Genomic DNA, 21,532 nt, shown 5'->3' with positions numbered 1-21,532 from the left:
TAGGCAAGCAGTCAACCGGGCGTTGACTGCTTTTAAGAATAGTGGAGTATCGCTATGATTTAGAATCGAATTTTTCAAATAGCTTGTCGGTTAAGACGTTGGGCCTCGTAAGCTTCCTGCTTAGCAGCTTCCGGAATTTGTACCCACGCATCGCGGATTGGTGTTAACAGGCTAGACACTTCACCTAACATATTCAAGTCATTATTGATATGGGCGTCGTTAAGAAGCTGAACCATGTAATTGTAAAGTGCGAACATATTGTTTGCGACTTCACCACCAATTTCCAAATCAAGGGTATCGCGCAAGTGCATGATTATCGCGCTGGCTTTAGAAATATAATCAGCCTTACTGACCAGATCTTTACGCTCCATCGCACCTTTTGCATAGGCAACGCGATCCAGTGCGCCTTGCAACAGCATCAGTGTCAATTTATGTGGATCGGCATTGGCAACATCTTGTTTCAGGTTGCCTTTGCGATATGCGTTTATACCTTTAAGTGACATAGTAACTCCAACTCAATTTTACTTATAATGACGCGAGCAATGCAGAACCGGTTTGATTCAGTTGCGCCACTGTCTGGTCAAGGTTTAAATATTTATCTCGCAGCATACTTTCATAGCTGGCCATACGAAGTTCAAGGGTTTCCCGTTCATCGTACAATTCGTCGCGATCATCTTTCACGGCTCTTTCACGTAAGCTAATCAATCCGCTGTAAGAGGTATATTCTTTGGCAAAGTCGTAAAGACGTGTGGCAATACCTTCATCGGAATCGGTAAACAAAGACGCGATTTCATCGAAGTTATCTTCCATCGCATCTTCCAAACGATCTTCACCGGTACCTAAGCCATAATCGGTAGTACCAATTTCCAGCTTTCCGTCGTCGTTAAATTCAATACCTATCTGGAACAAACCGCCTAAGGCCGACGCACTTACACTATCGCCCACGATGGAGGCTAATCCAGTTTGGATACTTCGAATTAACGAGTCACCTGCCAGTGCGCCGTCTTCTTCCAGCTCAGACTCACCGTAACGGGTAAGTGTGCCGATTTCATCAATGAGCGCATTGTAGTTATCGACAAAGTCACGGATTTTTTTATCCAAACCTTCTTTGTCATAACCAATATTTAATTTGGTGGCGAGGAAATCGCCAGCCGCGTCTTTAGGAGAAACTTCGTTAACCTCAAACGACACGTTCTGAATGGTGTTTTCGAACTCGTTTGAACTACTTTGCACTTCAATGCCATCAATGGTCGCGATAGCATTTCGGGCACTCTCAATATTTGCGGCGCTGATGTTATTGGTACCGCCGGTGGTAGACAGTCTGTCCAGCTCTGCGGCACCGGTATCGTTGGTAATAACCAAATCGTTACCGTCACCGGTTTCGCTTGAGGAAAAGACCAGACGAGGACCTGCACTGGTACCCGTGTCGATGATATTGGCCGTTACGCCAAAATTATCTTCCGCCTTATTAATTTTTTCACGAAGTTGGGTAAGTGTCATACCCGCCGTGATATCAACGGTAAAACTCTCGCTACCGCCCACATCAAACGTGAGTGAACCGGTACCTGAAGACAGTACCGAATCACTGCTAGAGGTAAAAGCGCCATCGTCAGTGGTAATGCGACTTCCCGCTGCAAGCTGGGAAACGACAACTTCATACGTACCACGTAAAGCTGAGTTTGACGCATCTGCAGACAACACATCGTTGTCTTCCGACGGATTGGTGATGGTAGGTTCCCGCCCGTTAATGGCGTTATCACTACGCAATTCATCTACGGCGTCTTTGAAGTCGGAAAGTTTAGACTTAATTTGACCAAGTCCTGAGATTTCAGCCTCTATCCGCTCTTCTTTTGCATTCAAGCGCTCCTCTTTCGGCGTGCGCTCTGCAGCTAATAACTGTTGTACAAGATCGTCGAGTGCTAACCCTGATCCCACACCTAGAGACTGAATTGTCATAACCTACCCCATCTAAACCTGGTTGTTGATAAACACTCCTACGCTGTCACCAACATCCTGCTGTAAATCCTGAATTCGTTCAGCAAGCTTTAACACTTCTTCCGAAGGTATTTGCCTGATGACTTCTCCAGATGTCGAATCTTTTACGGTCACTACCGAGCGGCTGGTATTTTCATCTACAGAAAATGCCAAATCCCGATTCTGTACTTTCAGGAAAGATTCAACCTTAGCTACCGCTTCCTGTAGCTCAACATCATTTTCCTCTCCTGACACTGTATCGGCTTGCGCTGAAGAAGCTTGAGATAAATTCTTAGAATTTTCTGTCGCCTTCTGCAATTCCGAAGAAGCTGGGAGAGTAGTCCGTTGTTTGTCGCTGGTTTGTGACGAACCGTCAGACGATGCCTCGGCAGCAGGTAGCGGACTCGCCTGAACGGGCGCAGCCTGAGTCTTCAAAGCAAATGTCTGGCCAATTTGAGTATTTTGAATTTCCACCTAATACCTCCTTACTGAAACGTCTTAACGGGTACTTGCTTATGTGCGAGTAACCCGTTTATCTCAATTAAGGTAACAACTATATTATAGCTTATCCGAGCAGAGATAGCGCAGTTTGCGGACGCTGGTTTGCCTGACTCAGCACAGAAACCGATGCTTGCTGAATAATTTGGTTACGGGTTAATTCAGCGGTCTCGGTTGCAAAATCTGTATCGCGAATTTGCGAACGAGCAGAAGACAAATTCTCACTGATGTTACTCAGGTTACGAATAGTCGATTGGAAACGGTTTTGCAATGCACCTAAGTCGGCGCGTACCGCCCCGATACCAGAAATAGCGGCATCAACATCGGACATCAGCGCTGACGCACCGTCTGCAGTTGATACGTTATTAGTGGTGATATTCAGGCCAGTCGCACTGAAACCACTGATTGAACCCAAATTGGTAGAAGACAAGTTCACAGAGATAGTCTGACCGGCGTTGGCACCAACCAGAAATTTTGCTGAAAAATTACCATCAAGAATTTTCACGTTACCAAACTGTGTGGTGGTGGCGATACGTGAAATTTCAGTACGTAAAGCAGACACTTCTTTTTGCAGCGCCTGACGGTCAGACGACGAGTTGATGCCGTTCTGCGATTGAACAGCCAGCTGGCGAATACGCTGCAAGCTGGTTGTAACCTCAGATAATGCACCTTCTGCTGTTTGAGAAAGCGAAATCGCGTCATTCGCATTACGTACAGCCATGTTCAAACCCTGAACCTGAGATGTCAGACGATCTGAAATTTGCAGGCCAGCAGCATCGTCGGCTGCACTGTTAATACGAAACCCTGATGATAGTCTTTCAAAAGACGTGTTCAGACGATCATTCACGTCAAAAAGCTGACGCTGCGCATTGATCGATGAAACATTAGTATTTACAAACAAAGACATAAATAACCTCCTAGGGATTCAATGGCCTATGTGGTATCATCAAACCCTTCCAGTTCAAATTAGACAGGTCACTACTCCCGTCTAACCCCTCTCTTAAAAGTAAAGTAAATTACCCCTCAACAATAGGTATCGGCAAAGTCTTTAGGATCTTTAGCTTTTTTTTGAATTTTTTTTCGCACCACAAAAGAACAGACTTAAACCATTGTTTTAAAAGAATTTTAAATTCATCTTTTTTGAGTTCTGCTAAAGGAAAGGCAGGAAAAGTCTGAAACTGGAGGTTGTTTGTTGAACGACTCTGGCATATAACAAAAAGCATTCAACCACCAAAACGCGGCGTTTTAAAAAGTGGGCAGTAAATTGAAAACTGGCACGCGAAGTGCTTTGGTTTAGGTGAACGTCAGATTTGCTCAATCTGTAGATTCAATTGGCAAGGTTTTCGGCAAGAATTAAAAAAAGGCCGAGACATAAAATCCCGGCCAATTTGCTCACGTTAGGAGATTGAGCAAATTCAGTTACTGTCGGCTGGCAGGTGTTTAGTAGGATAAACTGGCCTCTCAACCAACTCTTCTACACTCTTAGTCCTGTTAGTCGGCACTTTCTTCAAGGAGCGGCCTCTCGGCCGCTAACCTTCTTATCGGGGAATGGCCTCTCAACTCCGTCCCGAGAAAATACCTCTTTCAGATTATCCTAACAGTGATAAAGCTGCTTGTGGACGCTGGTTTGCCTGCGCAAGAATAGTGGTACTTGCTTGTTGCAGGATTTGGTTGCGGCTCAGTTCTGCCGTCTCGGTGGCAAAGTCTGCATCTTTGATACGTGATCTTGCCGCTGATACGTTTTCAGAAATGTTGCTCAGGTTTCTAATCGTTGATTGGAAACGGTTCTGAAGCGCACCTAAGTCTGCGCGTAATCCACCAATTGCCGATACGGCTTTATCTACAGCGGTGAGTAATCGCGATGCACCCTGCTCTGTTAATACGTCATCACTCACGATGCCCAAGCCAGTTGCGCTAAAACCATTTACGCCAGCTCGTCCAAGCGCATTAGTAGATAAATTCACTGAGATAGTTTGACCCGCGTTTGCGCCGACCAAAAACTTAGCAGAGAAGTCACCTTTCAGAATATCCACACCAGCAAATTGCGTGGTCGTAGAAATTCGTGAGATTTCTGTACGCAGTGCAGACACTTCTTTTTGCAGTGCAAGGCGGTCTGCAGAACTATTGATACCGTTTTGAGACTGAATCGCCAGTGTACGAATACGTTGCAGCGCGGTGGTGGTTTCTGCCATTGCGCCTTCTGCTGTCTGAGCAAGAGAGATGCCGTCGTTGGCGTTGCGAACAGCCTGGTTCAGACCCTGAATCTGAGAAGTCATACGGTCGGTAATCTGAAGGCCAGCGGCATCATCTGCTGCCGAATTGATTCTAAAGCCTGAAGACAGGCGTTCGAATGCAGTACTCAGATTGTTACCAGTGGTAAATAATTGACGTTGTGCATTTATAGATGACACGTTGGTATTAACAAATAGACTCATGGGGTCTCTCCTAACAGTTCAAAGTGTTTGCGCTATTATTTTTATAGGTTGCGCGATGTAAATTTGTTGGCACGGTTAGTGCTACCTTCAATGTGTCAGAGTTTCTCTGACGTTTTTCCGGCACACTACCGGTAAAACTTGCTAAGTAGAGAAGTGACTTCTCTATGCTGGCTGGCGGGTTTGTCGTTCCAGACCTCAAACCTCTCACTACCTCCTGGCTTCATTCTCGCCTGTCAGCAGCTCCTTCTTTGATAACCGCTAATACCTTCTATTGTTACCGTTTCAACTTCAAACCAGTCACAAACACAACAATCGTTAACTAAATACCTGAAAGTAAATAACTAAATTACTATCAATATAAAATTAACCAGGCATTTAAGCTTAAAAAAACTTCCACCAGCATTACTTTTTAAGCTTTTACTAAATGAATAAACATCATTCATTCCCTTTGTAATAGTTATCGTCATAATCGGGAAAATCCTTTAGCTTTTTTTTAAATTTTTAAAGGAATATTGGAGGATATATATTTACTAAAAAATTCAACAACTTAAAACTTGAACAAGAAACGAAGAGAAGCGCTTGGCTGACATTTTTTGCAATTTAGTCGGACTCTATTTACTGTAACTCCTACTAAAACGCCCATTAAATATCGTTTTCCCGGTGAATGACTGCGCAGAAAGCATTACGGATATTGCTTCTAGCAAAGCATTCTCGCGTGTTGATGAGACTGCGTGCACGTAGAGCTCGTTATAAATTAGCTAAGTCGATTTCGTATACACACAGCGCGCACGCAGCATTCTGCAATTGTGAGTTGTGAGTTGTGAGTTGTGAGTTGTGAGTTGTGAGTTGTGATGAGCGTAAAACCGCTTGTCGCATAATAAAAAAGCCCGATGAGAACCATCAGGCATTTTTGACGCCGATATATACCGACTCTTTCTTGCTAAGGAATGCAGCTAGAGCACTACCTCCTGGCTTTTCCCGTTAACGCTTAACCCAGAAGCTGCAACGCGGCCTGAGGACGCTGGTTAGCCTGAGACAGTACGGTTGTACTTGCCTGCTGAAGGATCTGGTTACGGGTCAGGTTTGCTGTTTCAGTAGCAAAGTCAGTATCTTTAATCTGAGAACGTGCAGCAGAAACGTTTTCTGAAATGTTGCTCAGGTTACGAATGGTTGACTGGAAACGGTTTTGCAGTGCACCTAAATCGGCACGCAGACCACCGATAGCAGAAATAGCGGTATCGATTTTTGCCATCATGCCGGATGCGTTACTGGTTGTTAGAACATCCACATCAGAGCCGGTAATGCCCAGACCCGTTGCGCTGAAACCTTGCACACCTGCACGCGTTAGCGAAGGCGACGACAGGTTTACAGAAATAGTCTGACCAGCGTTTGCGCCCACCAGGAACTTAGCAGAAAAGTCACCACTAAGAATGTTTACACCGGCAAACTGCGTTGTGGTCGAAATACGTGAGATTTCTGTACGTAACGCAGATACTTCTTTTTGCAGTGCAACACGGTCAGCTGAGCTGTTAATACCGTTTTGTGACTGTACTGCCAGCGTACGAATACGTTGAAGTGCGGTGGTGGTTTCTGATAATGCCCCTTCAGCAGTTTGCGATAATGAAATTGCATCATTGGCATTTCGTACGGCCTGGTTAAGACCTTGTACTTGTGAAGTCATTCGATCGGTTATCTGAAGACCTGCGGCATCATCAGCAGCGCTGTTAATGCGGAAGCCCGAGGATAAACGTTCGAAAGACGTGCTCAGAGAATTACTAACATCAAAAAGCTGACGTTGCGCATTCAGTGAGGATACATTGGTATTCACGAACATAGACATAAAGTCTCTCCTACACTCTCAGTCCAGCAGAGCTGGCTGCCGGAACTACCGGCGATTACAAATAGTAGTCACCAAAACCTGAGGGGTAATTGATGAACTGGCTCTCTCAGTAGTGTTATCGACTTAGACTTTAATCCCTTTAATATAAATCACTAAAAATTGCCGTGGAGCGGCAGACTATTGCCGCCTATACTTGGTTAACATATTGGTTTTATGAAAATTTTAATATGAGAAATATTTTACAACTCCATCAACTTCAGCGCGTTTCATCTCTGGCTGCTCACTGTGCTTTTACCGATTTAATCGCACTGGATGATGGTTTTTTATGCTGTTACCGTCGTGCAGCCAATCACGTGAGTGGCGACGGCAGCATTGATGTAGTGAAGCTATGTAAAAACGGCAAACGCCTTTTCCGGCAAACACTCAGTTTTCCGCAGACAGACTTGCGCGATCCAAAACTGTCTGTCGACGATAATGGCAAGATTTGGCTGATAGCCTACTGTCGCCAAGTAAAGAGTGACGGCTCGACGGTAAAAACGTCTATGTTGAGTTGGTTTTCAGACAATGGCAGATATTGGTCATCACCGAACCGGTTTGGCGAACATGGTTGGTGGCTGTGGCGTATTGCCTGGCACAACAATACGGCGCTAGGGCTGGCTTATAATCGTAAAGCCAATCGACTGGACTTATTTCAGGGCCATCCGCAACGCCGATTTTACCGGCATCCAGTTGCCGCTCTTAGTTTGGAAAGAGACGGATTGGGCTATCCAAATGAAAGTGATTTGGTTATTGATAATCGCGGCGTAATTAACGCCATTGTTCGTCGCGATGCCGATTCATTCAGTGCCCAATTTGGCATAAGTAAACCGCCCTATCATCGATGGCAGTGGCAGGATCTTGATGAGTACATTGGTGGCCCTGCCATGTTGCCGCTCGGCAAAGAACACTTTTTGGTGGCAGGCAGGAAATGGAATGGTGACACTTTTGTCACCCAAATATGGTTATTGAATAAGTCTTCAGCGCAATTAAGCGAGTGTTTCACATTGCCCAGCGCCGGCGACAATAGCTACCCCGGACTGGTATTACAGGGAGATAACCTGTTTATCAGCTATTATTCAAGCCATCAGGACAACCAAACACGGGTCTACTTCGCTCACATCACCGGAGTAGAGGCATTAGCCAATATAATCAAACAGTGAAAGGCCGGATACTCTTGGGAAAGTGGCCAGAGCGGCGCTTAATGCCGCTTCTTGCTTAGCAAATTCCGTTGAGGCTTCAGCATAATCGGTCTCAACAATGTTCGCTTTTGCATCTTTGGCAGTAAGTTCTAAATCGAGATTGGTTTCGTAAATAGACTCAGCAATATTTAGCCTGCCCCCGAGAGAAGAGCGCTCCAGATTGATGGTTTCCATGCCATTATCCAATCCAACCAAAGCATCGGCCAGCGCACTTTCCAATGCATCACCGTTTAACGAATCGTCCATGAGTTGGTTGGCAATGTCATTTAAGGTTTCAGCAACGTTCTTCTTTTCTGGGGTGTTCAGTGAAAAGTCTACGGTTTCCCCTACCGTAGCATTAACCGTAAAAGTCATTCCCTTGATGGTAAATGGCTCGCCAGAAGTGAAATCAACTGCGCCAACAACGGCAGATGTTCCTAAATTAGTGAGCTGCACCTGGCCTGAGCCCAACACCTCTAACTGATAATTATTGTTAGCCGGTGTAACGGCATCATAGTTGTTATCGAAGAACTGATCGAAGGTCCCTTGCTCCGCCACTTTGGCCGTAGTTACGTTTGCCCCCGCACTTGAACCGGTCACAGAGAAGTTATGACGAGCAAAAACGTTCTCGAACACTTCCAGTCCCGACGAACTGCGCTGAACAGTAACGCTGTCAGATAGCTTCACGGATGTGGTACCTGAATCACCTGAGAATGTAATGGCGTTACCGGATGCAGCCGGGTTAAATGTAAACGCTTGCTGCTGTGATTGATAACCGGCAAAGATAAAATTGCCCGAGGCATCCTGGGTGTTCATCAAATCCAGCACTTCGTTGCGGATTTGCTCCAACTCTTTGCCGATAGCCCCTTGGTCTTCCTCAGATAATATACCGTTGCCCGCCTGTACCACTAGCGTTCGGGCGCGACGAAGCGACTCCGACATATTGTTGAGTACGGCTTCCTGCTCTTCTAATGCGTTGGTAAGTAAATCGTTGTTACGTTGATACTGCGTGATTTTATCGAGTTGCTCAGTAAGTCGCACCACACTGGCTGCGCCAACGGGGTCATCACTGGGTCGATTTAATTTATTGCCCGTGGACAGCGATTCCTGGGTTGCCGTGAGTTGCTTTTGATTTTCCATGATCGCACGGATGTTTTGATCATAAATCTGATTGGTAGAAATACGCATTTTTACACTACCTCACTACCGACAAAATCGTATCGAATAAATCTTGTGCCGTTGTCAGGATCCTTGCCGCTGCAGCGTAAGATTGCTGATAACGCACCAGGTTTGCCGCTTCTTCATCGAGACTGACGCCGGAAACGGAATCAAACCAGGTTTCAGACTGCACTTTCATAGCTTCGGCAGCTTCCAAAGAAATTTCTGCCGTGGCGGTTTTTTCCCCCACCCGGCCAATCAAAGACGAATAAGCATCATGGAATGTACGAGTTTTGTTACTGCTGTCGGCACTTAGTTGTACCAAGCCTTCCCGTTGCAATCCAGCCAGTACTTCCGCATTGGTGTTGTCTGCCACACCATCTGTATTATAGGTGAGGTTGAAGCTATCGCCAGGTACCGGTACGCCTGACAAACTCACGTCATAACCAGGGTAATCATCAAGTGCACTGAACGCAGCCGGCCATGCTGGACCACTACCCGTGGCTTCCGCCTGAGCTAAAAGGTTGTCGTAGTCTGTTACCCCTGACACGTTGGTGATAACCGCGCCAGCGGCATCAAGAACCTGAAAATCCGTTGCCGACGTGAATACAATTTGCGCAGGTGCACCAACTGTGCCGCCTGGCGCGTTGGCTGCATTATGAATACCACCCGCACCATCGAATGCTGAGGCTTCGCTACCAAGCGCGGCGTCCACCACCGTATTAGACACGGTGACTTGCTTAACCTGCGCATCACCTAAGTTGGATAAACTGGCTTCAGCACGTATAGGGGCTGCAAACGCCAGATCTTCCGGGCGTTCGGTGGCAAGCGCAATATCAGAAGCCACATACTTGGTGGGCTGGATCAGAAATTCATTCCCAACGCTGTGTCCGGACGCAGATTGAAACTCAATTTGAATCCCACCAGGCAAGTCGTTATAGCCGGCATTAATGGCTATAGACGGGAAGATGGCGTCACTGCCGTCGGCCAGCTTTTTCGGCGTACCGTCGCTGTTGATCATGGTGAGGGTGACAGAAGTGGGGTAACCACTACCATTTACCGCATCAACGGTAATTTTATAGTCGGCATCAGTAATGTCGCTGCCCTGCCCCGGAATGATTCGGCCACTAACGGGCAAATTATCGGGCGTACCGGTGTAGTTCAGTCCGGTAAACTCGGGAATAGCAAAAATATCGCCACCAAGCTGAAGATCTAAATCCATTCCCAATTTATTTTGAGAGTTAACAGCATCAGCCATCGCCAGGGCTATTTGCCCTACGTCCCGCTGGGCTGGACCCAAAATTTCATCACGAAAACGAAAGAGCCCGCCCAACGAACCACCCACAGAGGCTTCGTTGATATTTATTGCCGTTTCGGATTTGGTTTGAGAATTGAAATGGGTAGCCAACTGCAACTCTTTGAAATTGAGATCGGCGTCGTTCCCCAGTTCAAATACGTTGAAGTCGCCATTCTCAAGAACCAATGATTCGCCGGAAGATAAGTTAATTACCGAAGCGCCATATTGATTTTCTCGCACCTCGATAGACATGAGTTCCGCGAGTTCGTTTATGGCCTTGTCACGTTCGTTGAGCAGTGCACTTGGCTCAGAGTTACTGCCACCTTTCGCAGTGACAATGGCAACATTCAATTCACCGATATTTGTGATCAAGCTATTGGCGCGCTCAACCTGACTGGTAAATTCCAGATTCAGCTCTTCTTCTTTCGCTTCCATAAAGTCTGAAATGGAATTAAGCCGCGCCACCATGCTTGTTGCTTTACCTAGCACGGCCTCTCTGGACGCCAGATTTGTTGGGTCATCGGAAGCAGTTTGTATGGCGGCAAAAAACTCGCTGAGCCCATTGGCAATAGAATTGGCTTCGCCGGCGAGCAAATTATCCAACGACGCGGTTTTTTCAACGAAGGTTTCCAGCTCTCCCACCGAGGTAGTGTCGCGACGCAGCTGATTTTGCGCAAAGATGCTGATAACCCGCTCAGTCGTTCCCCGACCAACGCCGCCAAGTGTTGTGCTTTCAAATACCGTTCTTTCTCGCACGTAGCCTTCGGTATTCACGTTGGCAATATTGTTCGAGGTAGAGTTCAGTAGCTGACTGCTGGCATTTACGCCGCTGGTAGCAATGTTGAAAAGATCAGCGCGAATCATTTATCTGCACTCCGGTAATTAAGGCTGGAAGCCCTGGACAATATCACTGCGATACACCGCCATGACTTTTTCGGCATAGTTGGGGTCGGTGGCATACCCGGCCTGCTGCAATTCAGAGAAATACTGCGACGTGTCAGCGCCCTTTTCTACGGCTTGCTGATAGCGAGGCTGAGAACGAATGAAGTTCACGTAGTCGGCAAGGCCGGCTTCCAGACTGTCATACTGCCTGAATGCGGCCTTGCGACGCTCGGGCACACCATTGCTAAATTCAAGGGTATCTACCACCGCTTGCTCACCTTGCCATTGACGGTTCGCTTTAATGCCGAAAAGGTTGTGGGTGCTATTTCCTTCCTGATCGTGAATAACAAACTGTCCCCAACCAGTTTCCACCGCGGCTTGCGCGATAATGGCCTTAGCATCTGTGCCAAGCATCTCAGCCGCCTTTTCTGCATGGGGATACAAGGCTTCAACAAAACTTTCCTGGTTTTCAAACATGGCCGCCTTGTAGGCAGACTTGGTACCCTTCGACGCAGATTCCAACACCGTATCCTGTGCCTTGGTAACAGACTCGGCGCGAGCCTGGTTTAAAGATTCAATGTTGCCATCAGCCCTAATGGTGCTGGCTGGGCGATAATTCGGATCTAATTGACCGAGCTGCTTAACGATGAGATCCGCCAGACCAAGGCCGCCGTTGCTGGACAAATCGACGGCAAGCTGCTGATCATGCATATCACGGTAAAACTTTACTTGTTCCGAATTAAATGGGCTGTCTTCATCGGCAAGTGCATCTTGCGCTTTACGCATGGACTTCAGCATCATCTGCACAAATATCGCTTCAAACTGCTGGGCAGCTTCTTGCAACACTTCACCGTTGCCACTTGCCATGGCTTCACGCAGGTTGTTCAACCCACCAATGTCGTTCGCATTGCGGGCCATTTCCAATTGGCTACGTGAAGTGTTTTGCATGTCCATCAGATAATGACCAGTTCGCCACGCAGGGCACCGGCCTGCCTGAGTGCCTCAAGAATAGCCATCAAATCACCGGGGGCTGCGCCTACTTCATTTACCGCGCGGACTAATTGATCCAGGGTAACGCCAGGCTGGAACTTGAACATTCTGCTGTCGGCCAGATCGACATCCACGATAGACTGTGTGGTGACGACCGTGTTGCCATCGGCCAGCGCATTCGGTTGAGACACTTGTTGATTTTCAGCAATCGTGACCGTTAAACCACCATGGGTAATAGCAGCGGGCAGTAAGCGAACGTCCTGACCAATAACAATGGTGCCAGTACGACTATTAATCACCACGCGAGCCGGTGCATCTGCAGGCTCGAAATCAAAATTCTCAAGTACCGCCAGAAAACCCACTCGTTGACCTACGTCACGGGGCGCCGACACACGCACTGATGCAGCATCGATAGGTGTAGCGATGGCATAGCCTTGTTCAGGCTGCGCGCCAAGGCGTTCGTTGATGGTATCAGCTAATCGCTTGGCCGTTGAAAAGTCGGGATAATGCAAATTGAGTGTTAGCGTGTCGCCGTTTGCGAAGCCGGACGGCACGGTTTGCTCAACCAGCGCGCCATTAGGAATTCTGCCAACAGTAGGCGTGTTTACCACAATCCGTGAACCGTCACCGCCCTGGGCACCAAAACCGCTTACCACTAAGCTTCCCTGGGCCACCGCATACACTTTGCCGTCAACCCCTTTAAGGAACGTCTGTAGTAAGGTGCCGCCCTGCAGGCTACTTGCTTCACCCACAGACGAAACGGTAACGTCAATCTTTTGTCCTGGTTTAATGAAAGCGGGTAGGTCGGCATGTACCGCCACGGCTGCCACGTTCTTAATTTTAGGCTTGGTGTTCGGGTCGAGACTAATACCAAAATTGCTCAGCATGGTACGGAAACTTTGCTCTGTAAACGGGCTTTGCTCACCAGTACCCGGTAGACCCACAACCAATCCGTAGCCGATTAACTGGTTGCTACGCACCCCTTGGATGCTGGCTACGTCTTTAATACGTTGAGCACTGGCGATAACCGGCATGGCAGCCAGCAAAAAGGCTGTGAGGTAAGTCAAAAAACGCATACCGGATACTCCTAGAAAGGCCAGATTTCAGATGAGAAGAAACGGGTAAGCCAGCCCTTCTCCTGCGCTCGAGCAAAACTGCCCGTGCCACTGTATTGAATGCGGGCGTTAGCAATACGGGTAGAAACAATCTCATTTTCCGGGCTAATGTCTGAAGGACGAATGATGCCGGTAAGGCGGATGTATTCATCCCCTTGATTCAGGGTTAACCACTTTTCACCGCGGATAACCAGGTTTTGATTCGGCATAATGTCGACAACGGTGACAGAAATGGCGCCTTGCAAACTGTTACTCTGGTTCGCCTGGGCATTACCAGTGAAATCATTCGAGGCATTCAAACCAAGCTGAATAGATTCATTCCCGATATTGATGGGATTACCCCCGAGACCAGTGATGGGCTGCACGTTCACACCCGTATTTTTCGCAGTTGTGGTGTCCGCAGTCTTTGATGCCGCCGTATTCTCACTTAGTGTTACCGTAATAATGTCGCCAACACGACGGGCGGTAACGTCAGAATACAGACTGTTCGCCATATAAGGTCTGAACAGCGCGCCATCCTCAGTAATGTGCTCCTGAGGGATATCCGGGATCACCGGCGCAAAGGCCGGATCATTCGCCTGTACCGGCGGCTGCGGCGAACTGTTGCAACCGGCCAGCATCATACTAAGTGCGATAAAACCAAGGATCCGCATAATGTCACCTGTTAAAGCTGCTGAATCACCTGACCAAGCATCTGGTCAACAGAAGAAATGACTTTCGAGTTCATCTCGTACAAACGCTGACTTTCAATCAGGTTCACTAATTCTTCCGTGACGTTAACGTTGGAGGTTTCCAGCGTGCCTTGCGAGATGGTGCCTAGCCCCTGCAATCCGGGAACACCTTGAATAGGTGCGCCACTGGAAGCGGTTTCCACAAACAAGTTTTGCCCGGTGGGTTGCAGGCCTGTGGGGTTAACAAAGTCTGAAATATTCAGCTGACCTAAGACCTGAGCATCGGCCTGGCCACGAATAGTGGCCGACACCTCACCGTCCTGTGAAATGGTGATTTGCTGCGCATCTTCAGGCACCGCAATTTCTGGCTGCAACAAAAAGCCTGCGCCAGAGGTAACAATTTGCCCCTGATCGTTAAGCGTAAATTGACCATTACGGGTATAAGCAATGGTGCCGTCAGGTTGCAGGATTTCAAAATATCCACGCCCCTGAATGGACATATCGAGGGCATTTTCTGTGGTTAGCATGTTCCCTTGGGTGTGCGCTTTCTGCGTGGCAACCACCTTAGAACCCGACCCCAACATGAGACCTGAAGGCATTTCCGTATCTGCAGACGAACGTCCGCCAGGTTGGTTTATATTTTGGTAAAGCAAATCTTCAAAAATCGCACGATCTTTTTTGAAGCCTACTGTCGAGGCGTTTGCCAGGTTATTGGATACCGTAGCAACGTCGGTTTGTGCGGCGTCTAGCCCAGTTTTACTTATCCATAACGCAGGGTGCATATCGACCTCCTGACCACTCGCATGTGCATGTGATCGTTAGTTAAAAATTAAATAATACGAAGCAACTGATTGCCACGCGTTGAGAGTTCATCAGCTTGCTTCATCATCTTTACCTGCATCTCATAGTGACGCTGTAAGCTGATCATATTGACCATCTCATCCACCGCATTCACATTTGAGCCTTCCAGCATGCCTGTGCGCACCATGACATTCGGGTCCGCGTCTGCGGGAACGCCATCTTTGGTTCGGAACAATCCGTCATACCCTTTTTCCATATTGTCTAAATCCGGGTTTACCAGTTTCAGACGACCCACTTCTTCAGATACGTTTTCTGGCGCGCCAACGGGGCGGGTAGAAATGGTTCCATCCATGGCAATATTCAGGTTATCTAACGGCACCGGCAAAAAGATCGGGCCGTTATCGCCCATCACGATATTCCCATGCATATCTGTCAACATGCCGTCGGGGCCCAGCTGAAAACTACCGTCACGGCTATACGCTTCCTGACCATCGGCAGCCTGAACAGAGAACCAGCCGTCGCCTTGGATGGCTGCGTCAAGGTCACGGTTGGTCTGCACCATGGCGCCGGACTCATAGTTATGAGAAGGGCTTTCGGTCATGGAAAACACCCGAGTCGGCAAACCTTCGCCGTAGGCCGGCATTGCTCTTGCCTGTTCAAGCTGAGTCCGAAAACCCGTGGTCTGTGCATTCGCCAGATTATTGGCACGTACACCCGTGGCCAACAGGTCTTGTTTGGCGCCGCTTGCAGCGATATAGAGTAATTTATCCATGACTGACTTTTGACGTTCTGATTAACAATACCAAGGTGATTGCAATTCAGATGCCAAAAGTAAATTGGCGTAAAGAGGTGAGAATAGATAGAAAAAAAGGCCGGCGATGCCGGCCTTCTAAGAGGTGCAAATTATCGGATATTCAGAATGGTCTGGTTAAGCTGATTGTTCACTTCCAATGCACGGGAGTTAGCCTGGAAGTTACGCTGAGCGATGATCAAGTCAATCAACTCTGTTGTCAGGTTAACGTTCGCCTGTTCCAGTGCTGACGAATTGATTTCACCGTAGGTGCCTGTGGTTGCTTCCCCGGCGAGAGCTTCACCCGACGCAATCGACTCTTTCCATTGCGTGCTACTTTGCTGCGTTAAGCCCTGCTCGTTAGAAAAGCGAACCAATGCCACGCGAACAATTGGCTCTGACGTACCGTTTGAGAAAGTCGCTCTTACCAGGCCGTCAGGGCCGATATCGATACCCGTCAAACGTCCGACTGGCAGGCCATCCTGCTCTAACGATGTTACTTCAAAGGCTGACGCAAACTGCGTGGGTTCAAGGGTAGTCGCGCCAGCAGGATCGAGGTTGAAGTCGATACTGATTTGCTGCGTAGGATCAGAACCGTTAGAGAGAATGGTTCCCCCTAATGCTTCTGTCTGAATTTTAAAATCGGAACTCGATACACCATCTGCAGCTTGAATAGAAACAAAGTCACCGCCCTGGCTGAATGACATTTTTGCCGCCGTTACAGGAAAACCTGAAGCCGTACCCACGGTGTTAGTCGCAGTGGCAACGTCAGAATCGGTACCGTCGGAATTGACCATATCAATCAGATTGTCATCGATCGCCGTGGCTACATACCAGTCATTCGTTGTCGCCGAAGCCGGATCTTTAATGAAATAGTAGGTCATTACATGACTGTCACCCAGCGAATCGTAAACAGTAACGGAAGTCGCTGCGTTGTAAGTCAGTGGATCATCTGGATTAAACTGAGTTGGATCTAATGCAGGATCACCCGCAGGCAGGTTCATGCGAATATCCACTTCACTGGTTTGCTGAGGCGAACCTGATGAATCTGGAATGCGTACCGGAACCGTTGTACTTAAAGCGACTGAAGAACTGGTACCATCGGTATTGACCGGGAAGCCAAGTAAGTTGTCGCCGTTACTGTTAACCACGAAGTTATCTTCATCCAGCTTAAACTGGCCAGCACGGGTAAATGAGAAATCCCGGGAAGTGATCTCTGGTACTGTGGCGAAAAAACCATTACCGGTAATCGCTAAGTCCAATGCGGTATTGGTAAACTGCAAACTACCCTGAGAAAACTGCTGCGCCACTTCTTGCGTCAGTACACCATCACCCACTTTGGTTTTTGCTCCCGCCAGGAGTGACGATGCATAGACATCACCAAACTCTGCACGCGACTCTTTAAAACCAACGGTGTTGACGTTCGCAATGTTGTTGGCGGTGACGTCGAGATCTTTCTGTGCGGCAGAAACGCCACTAAGTGCAATATTAAAAGACATAACTCTTTCTCCTACTAACTGCCTATTTGGATGACGTCGCCAAGACTTATGCTCACATCACCCGCCAAATTCAAAATAATGCCCTGACTGCTGCCAGTCATACTTACGCTGCCTACCTGGCGGTTTACTGCGATAGGCACCGAGGTACCCTCGCCGTCAACACTCCCGTTGGCACTGATCACATACTCACCTGCCGGCATGGCATTGCCGCTATTGTCAGTACCATCCCAGGCAAACTGAATGTTGCCTGCAGCCTGCGTCCCCACATTCATGGTTTTTACAATTTCACCGTACTGATTCTCAATATTGATTTTGAGATCCTGTACCGTTTGCTCATTTACCAGCACACCGCTGAATCCAGCACCTTCTTCTGACATGTAACCCACGTTACCTTCAACCAGTACTTGTTGTCCGATAAGACTGGACGCCTGCAGAGCCTGATTCGAGGTCATAGACGCGGCGAAAGACTCAAACTTCTCATTCAGTGAAGAAATACCGTCGGCCATAGTAAATGACGTCATTTGCGCCACCATCTGGTCGTTATCAACGGGCTTGGTTGGATCCTGGTTGGCAAGCTGCTCTGTCAGTAGCGAGAAGAAATCTTCCTGAGAAAGTCGCTGTTCGCTACCGTCAGAAACAGCGACGCCTTCTTCTTGCCAGTAGAGGTCAGTGTTCAGCCCTGGGGTATTAGTAATCGTACTCACGATAAAATCCTCTGCTTAACCGACTTACTGGCCACTGCCTAATTGCAGTACCTGACGAAATAATCTTTTCGTTGTGTCTGCTACCTGCACGTTGGTTTCATAACCCTTTGAGGCAGACATCATATTTGCCATTTCTTCAACAATGTTGACATTAGGCTTGTAGATATAGCCGTTTTCGTCTGCCATAGGGTTGTGCGGTGCGTATTCTATTTGCAGAGGCGCATCACTCTCGACGATGCCTTTCACCTGAACACCAACCCCTTTGGTCTGATCTTCTGATGCACGAGCCAGCTCAGCGGCAAAAACCGGGTGTCGGGCTTTGTACGTTTCTTCGTAACTGCTACTCACACTGTTCGCGTTAGCAATATTACTGGCGGTGGTATTCAGGCGGACACTTTCTGCCTCCATGCCTGTACCCGAGATCGACATTACATTAAACAGGCTCATTAACTTTGCCCTCCACTCAAGGCTTTCTTCATACCCTTCAGCTTTCCTTCCAGAAATTTCAGGCTGGCCTGATATCTCATTCCATTGTCAAGAAAGGCATTTCGCTCAGACTGTACCTCAACGGTGTTGCCGTCACCGGTATCTGGCTGATTTGGAATTCGGTAGTCGATGTCGAAACTGCTTGTACTCAGCGAGCCACCAATATGGTTATCGTGGGTGCGAGTAAGATTACCTTGCTGCTGAACATGGCGTGCGCTTTCCATTGCCTGTTTAAAATCAATATCACGGGCTTTGTAGCCAGGCGTGTTGGCATTTGCCAGATTTCCGGCAATGACTTCCATTTTTTCTTCACGGATGTTGATTGCTTTTTGATGAAAGCCAACGAGATTATCGAGGTTGATGGCCATTCAAAGACTCCGGTTGCACGTATTTCGACATTCCCGAAATCAACTGCAAATGAAGTGCCAAGTATTTTTTGACGCTGAATGAGTATGAGGACAGATTATTTCTTGCGTTGGTAATAAAGGCCTGGACGGCATTTAACCATAGTAAACAAGGAAGCCGCTTCACCAATGGATTCTGAAGCACCGAGGAAAAGAACGCCTTCTGGCTGCAACTGGGCGGCAATTTGTTGCAGTATGCGTTGCTTGACGTCCGCCGGGAAGTAAATGAGCACATTGCGGCAGAATACAATATCGAATCGACCTAGGCCGGTATAGCTATGCAGTAAGTTGAGGCTTTTAAACGTCACCATATCCCTGACTTCACGATTCACCTGCATCATGCCTTCGTCATTAGGGGAGAAATAGCGCTGACGACGCTCAGAGGATAAGCCGCGGCCTAAAGACAATTCGTCGTAAACGCCTTTATTGCATTTATCCAGCATAGAAGACGATAGGTCAGTTGCGGTGATGTCGACGCCCCCACGCAATGTGCCAGGGTTCTGTCGTTGATACTCCAGAACAGACATGGCGATAGAGTACGGCTCTTGTCCTGATGAACAAGCCGCACTCCATACACGAAGACGTCGATTTTCTGATGCAAATTTGGGAAGAATAGTATTGATAAGTAACTCGTAAGGATAGCCATCTCGGAACCACAGGGTTTCGTTGGTGGTCATGGCATCAAGTACAGCTTGCAGTAGACTGCGGTTTGCACCGCGAATAACAGCAGCAATTAATTCGTCAATACTGTCAAAATTAAATTCGTACATTAACGAAGACAGCCGACTTCTTACCAGATATTGCTTGTTATCGCCCAGTGAAATGCCACACTGCTGCTGCAAAAACGCACCAAACTGACGATAACTATCGGCTGAAACTTCTTTGTTTTTCAAACTTCCCTGCCCTCGTACTTATTTTTTTAACCATTTGCCCACGGCTGTGGCCAATTCGTCAGGATGGAATTTCGCAATGAAATCGTCGGCGCCAACCTTTTGCACCATGGCCTGGTTAAATACGCCACTGAGTGATGTGTGCAAAACCACCTTGAGTTTTTGCAACTCAGGGGTGTTTTTAATTTCGGCCGTTAAGGTATAGCCATCCATTTCTGGCATTTCAATATCTGAAACCAACACGCCAACTTTGTCAGTGACATCTCCGGTTTCAGCGGCAATTTCTTTTAAACGATTGAGCGCTTCAAGACCGTTCTTAGCCAGCTCCATCTTCAGGCCCAGTGCAGTAAGTGACTTCTTAACCTGGCTGCGAGCAACAGAAGAGTCATCAGCAATAAAGATAATTTTATCTTCACTGCCGGTAGTATCGAGATTTTCAGCAATGGAGTCGCTAACATCGGCTTTAAGCGGAGAAATCTCATGCAGAATTTTTTCTACATCGAGTATTTCTACTAACTCTTTGTCCACCTCAGTCACCGCGGTGAGATAACTGGCACGGCCGGTTCCTTGCGGCGGCGGCATGATTGCGTCCCAGTTTGTATTAATTATGCGTTCCACCGCCCCCACCAGAAAGCCTTGAACGGAGCGGTTGTATTCAGCAATCACGATAAAGGCAGTATCGAGGTTTTCAATACGACGCCCACCGGTTGCCATACTGAGATCGATAACGGAAATGGTCTGGCCGCGAATATGCGCGACACCACGAACCAAGGAATTCAGCTTTGGAATTGCGGTAAGAGGCGGACATTGCAATACCTCTCGCACTTTGAATACGTTAATGCCAAAGCGCTGACGGCCATTGAGTCTGAACAACAGAAGTTCAAGCCTGTTCTGCCCCACTAACTGCGTGCGCTGGTTAACGGAATCAAGAATGCCTGACATACATCACCTCTAATTTAAAATTGGGCACGAACATTGCGTTTCACCTTATCACTCTTTGTTTAAAAGCAGAATCGCCAAAAAAGTGACGATAGTGACTTTTCGTACCATTCGATCCTGCTCTTAATCATAGTCAAAATAAAGTGAAGTGAACACGAAAAAAGTCATCATGCATAAATTGTTATCGAAAAAAATGGTCATTACTTTAAGTAAGTTTCGTCTTCTTGCTTTCGTTTTGCTGCTTAACATAGTCTCAAACCCTGTGTTTGCGCAGTCGGGCAGCCAGTTGCGAGAAAAAATTGAACAGGGTGCAGAGCGTTATTTATTAAACGCAATCGGCAACGACTCAGAACAAGAAAATATATCGATAAATATGGTAGCCATTGATGATCGCATTCAAATTCCGGTATGCCATACGCCTTTTAATTATCATGCAGAGCCTGCTTCTCTGCGCCAAAGTTACATTTCTGTGCGTGTGAGCTGTGGCAATAATGACTGGTATCTATTTACCAATGCCCGGGTCTCACGAACACGAACCGTCGTGGTAACCGCAGGGCTCATCAGCCCCGGCAGCTTGCTTACATCAGAAAATCTCCGGTTAGCCGAAGTCGATGTTAACCAGTTACGTCATACCAGTTATTCGTCGGCAGATGAACTACTCGGCGCCAGAATGAAAAGACGAGTGCGCAATGGACAACCTATTCAGGCAAATATGCTATGCTTTGTCTGTAAAGGTGATCGAATAACCATCAGTGCACAAGGTGGCGGCATGCAGGTAAAAACCGCCGGTATCGCTAGACAGGACGGGGTCATCGGCGATAATATTCAGGTTATAAATGCGTCTTCAAACAAAGCAATTATTGCCGAAGTGGCCAGCACGCAAACCGTCGTTGTAAACCTGTAATTCAGCCTTAGAAAATATTTTAAGAAATACGCCAAAAA

At 47.6% G+C, this 21,532-nt stretch carries 21 protein-coding genes; 2 read left to right on the top strand and 19 right to left on the bottom strand.

All coding sequences use genetic code 11. The annotated features are described in order from the left end of the window. Positions 1-74: 74 nt before the first annotated feature. From fliS to ACXAFQ_RS01345, 6 genes are all read right to left on the bottom strand, one after another. A complete protein-coding gene (gene fliS, locus ACXAFQ_RS01370; protein ID WP_070127064.1) occupies positions 75-503 on the bottom strand; it encodes a flagellar export chaperone FliS in 429 nt (142 codons plus the stop codon). Positions 504-525: 22 nt separating this feature from the next. Then, positions 526-1,956: a flagellar filament capping protein FliD gene (fliD, locus tag ACXAFQ_RS01365; RefSeq protein WP_474817811.1), complete on the bottom strand. Its 1,431-nt coding sequence runs from the start codon at positions 1,954-1,956 to the stop codon at positions 526-528. A gap of 12 nt (positions 1,957-1,968) precedes the next feature. Beyond that, positions 1,969-2,448: a flagellar protein FlaG gene (locus ACXAFQ_RS01360; RefSeq protein WP_474817810.1), complete on the bottom strand. Its 480-nt coding sequence runs from the start codon at positions 2,446-2,448 to the stop codon at positions 1,969-1,971. A 91-nt stretch (positions 2,449-2,539) separates the two neighbouring features. After that, positions 2,540-3,379, bottom strand: coding sequence for a flagellin N-terminal helical domain-containing protein (locus tag ACXAFQ_RS01355; RefSeq protein ID WP_474817809.1), 840 nt, complete (start codon positions 3,377-3,379; stop codon positions 2,540-2,542). Positions 3,380-4,061: 682 nt separating this feature from the next. Continuing rightward, entirely contained in the window at positions 4,062-4,907 is an 846-nt protein-coding gene (locus ACXAFQ_RS01350; RefSeq protein WP_474817808.1) for a flagellin N-terminal helical domain-containing protein, read from the bottom strand. A 988-nt stretch (positions 4,908-5,895) separates the two neighbouring features. Then, positions 5,896-6,747, bottom strand: a complete 852-nt coding sequence (locus ACXAFQ_RS01345; RefSeq protein ID WP_474817807.1) for a flagellin N-terminal helical domain-containing protein — start codon at positions 6,745-6,747, stop codon at positions 5,896-5,898. A gap of 227 nt (positions 6,748-6,974) precedes the next feature. Between ACXAFQ_RS01345 and ACXAFQ_RS01340 the strand changes: the two genes are divergently transcribed. Continuing rightward, entirely contained in the window at positions 6,975-7,946 is a 972-nt protein-coding gene (locus ACXAFQ_RS01340) for a hypothetical protein (RefSeq protein ID WP_474817806.1), read from the top strand. On the opposite strand, the gene flgL is transcribed toward ACXAFQ_RS01340, so the two are convergent. From flgL to ACXAFQ_RS01275, 13 genes are all read right to left on the bottom strand, one after another. Beyond that, on the bottom strand, positions 7,923-9,152 hold the full coding sequence (flgL, locus tag ACXAFQ_RS01335; RefSeq protein ID WP_474817805.1) for a flagellar hook-associated protein FlgL: 1,230 nt from the start codon (positions 9,150-9,152) through the stop codon (positions 7,923-7,925). The genes ACXAFQ_RS01340 and flgL overlap by 24 nt on opposite strands. Positions 9,153-9,159: 7 nt before the next feature. Further along, positions 9,160-11,283, bottom strand: coding sequence for a flagellar hook-associated protein FlgK (gene flgK, locus ACXAFQ_RS01330; RefSeq protein WP_474817803.1), 2,124 nt, complete (start codon positions 11,281-11,283; stop codon positions 9,160-9,162). Positions 11,284-11,301: 18 nt separating this feature from the next. Then, a complete protein-coding gene (flgJ, locus tag ACXAFQ_RS01325; protein ID WP_474817802.1) occupies positions 11,302-12,255 on the bottom strand; it encodes a flagellar assembly peptidoglycan hydrolase FlgJ in 954 nt (317 codons plus the stop codon). Beyond that, complete coding sequence (locus ACXAFQ_RS01320) at positions 12,255-13,367, bottom strand: flagellar basal body P-ring protein FlgI (RefSeq protein WP_474817801.1); 1,113 nt, start codon at positions 13,365-13,367, stop codon at positions 12,255-12,257. The genes flgJ and ACXAFQ_RS01320 overlap by 1 nt, the downstream gene beginning before the upstream one ends. Positions 13,368-13,378: 11 nt before the next feature. After that, the gene (gene flgH, locus ACXAFQ_RS01315) at positions 13,379-14,059 is read right to left on the bottom strand and encodes a flagellar basal body L-ring protein FlgH (RefSeq protein ID WP_474817800.1); all 681 of its coding nucleotides are present in this window, start codon (positions 14,057-14,059) and stop codon (positions 13,379-13,381) included. An 11-nt stretch (positions 14,060-14,070) separates the two neighbouring features. Further along, positions 14,071-14,859, bottom strand: coding sequence for a flagellar basal-body rod protein FlgG (flgG, locus tag ACXAFQ_RS01310; RefSeq protein ID WP_070127076.1), 789 nt, complete (start codon positions 14,857-14,859; stop codon positions 14,071-14,073). A gap of 47 nt (positions 14,860-14,906) precedes the next feature. Next, the gene (locus ACXAFQ_RS01305) at positions 14,907-15,650 is read right to left on the bottom strand and encodes a flagellar basal body rod protein FlgF (RefSeq protein WP_474817799.1); all 744 of its coding nucleotides are present in this window, start codon (positions 15,648-15,650) and stop codon (positions 14,907-14,909) included. A gap of 131 nt (positions 15,651-15,781) precedes the next feature. Beyond that, positions 15,782-17,167: a flagellar hook protein FlgE gene (gene flgE, locus ACXAFQ_RS01300; protein ID WP_474817798.1), complete on the bottom strand. Its 1,386-nt coding sequence runs from the start codon at positions 17,165-17,167 to the stop codon at positions 15,782-15,784. Between the two features lie 14 nt (positions 17,168-17,181). Then, positions 17,182-17,871: a flagellar hook assembly protein FlgD gene (locus ACXAFQ_RS01295; RefSeq protein ID WP_070127079.1), complete on the bottom strand. Its 690-nt coding sequence runs from the start codon at positions 17,869-17,871 to the stop codon at positions 17,182-17,184. 24 nt (positions 17,872-17,895) lie between these two features. Next, the gene (gene flgC / locus ACXAFQ_RS01290; protein ID WP_070127081.1) at positions 17,896-18,318 is read right to left on the bottom strand and encodes a flagellar basal body rod protein FlgC; all 423 of its coding nucleotides are present in this window, start codon (positions 18,316-18,318) and stop codon (positions 17,896-17,898) included. Continuing rightward, the gene (gene flgB / locus ACXAFQ_RS01285) at positions 18,318-18,725 is read right to left on the bottom strand and encodes a flagellar basal body rod protein FlgB (protein ID WP_070127082.1); all 408 of its coding nucleotides are present in this window, start codon (positions 18,723-18,725) and stop codon (positions 18,318-18,320) included. The genes flgC and flgB overlap by 1 nt, the downstream gene beginning before the upstream one ends. A 95-nt stretch (positions 18,726-18,820) precedes the next feature. Continuing rightward, positions 18,821-19,654, bottom strand: a complete 834-nt coding sequence (locus ACXAFQ_RS01280; RefSeq protein ID WP_474817797.1) for a CheR family methyltransferase — start codon at positions 19,652-19,654, stop codon at positions 18,821-18,823. An 18-nt stretch (positions 19,655-19,672) separates the two neighbouring features. Beyond that, positions 19,673-20,593, bottom strand: a complete 921-nt coding sequence (locus tag ACXAFQ_RS01275; protein ID WP_474817796.1) for a chemotaxis protein CheV — start codon at positions 20,591-20,593, stop codon at positions 19,673-19,675. A gap of 166 nt (positions 20,594-20,759) precedes the next feature. Between ACXAFQ_RS01275 and flgA the strand changes: the two genes are divergently transcribed. Continuing rightward, complete coding sequence (flgA, locus tag ACXAFQ_RS01270; protein ID WP_474817795.1) at positions 20,760-21,494, top strand: flagellar basal body P-ring formation chaperone FlgA; 735 nt, start codon at positions 20,760-20,762, stop codon at positions 21,492-21,494. The last annotated feature ends 38 nt before the right edge of the window (positions 21,495-21,532 follow it).

The sequence above is a fragment of the Alteromonas sp. ABH2_165 genome (assembly GCF_056159945.1).
Note: the sequence above shows the minus strand (reverse complement) of the source record. Positions and strands in the feature narration are given on the sequence as shown.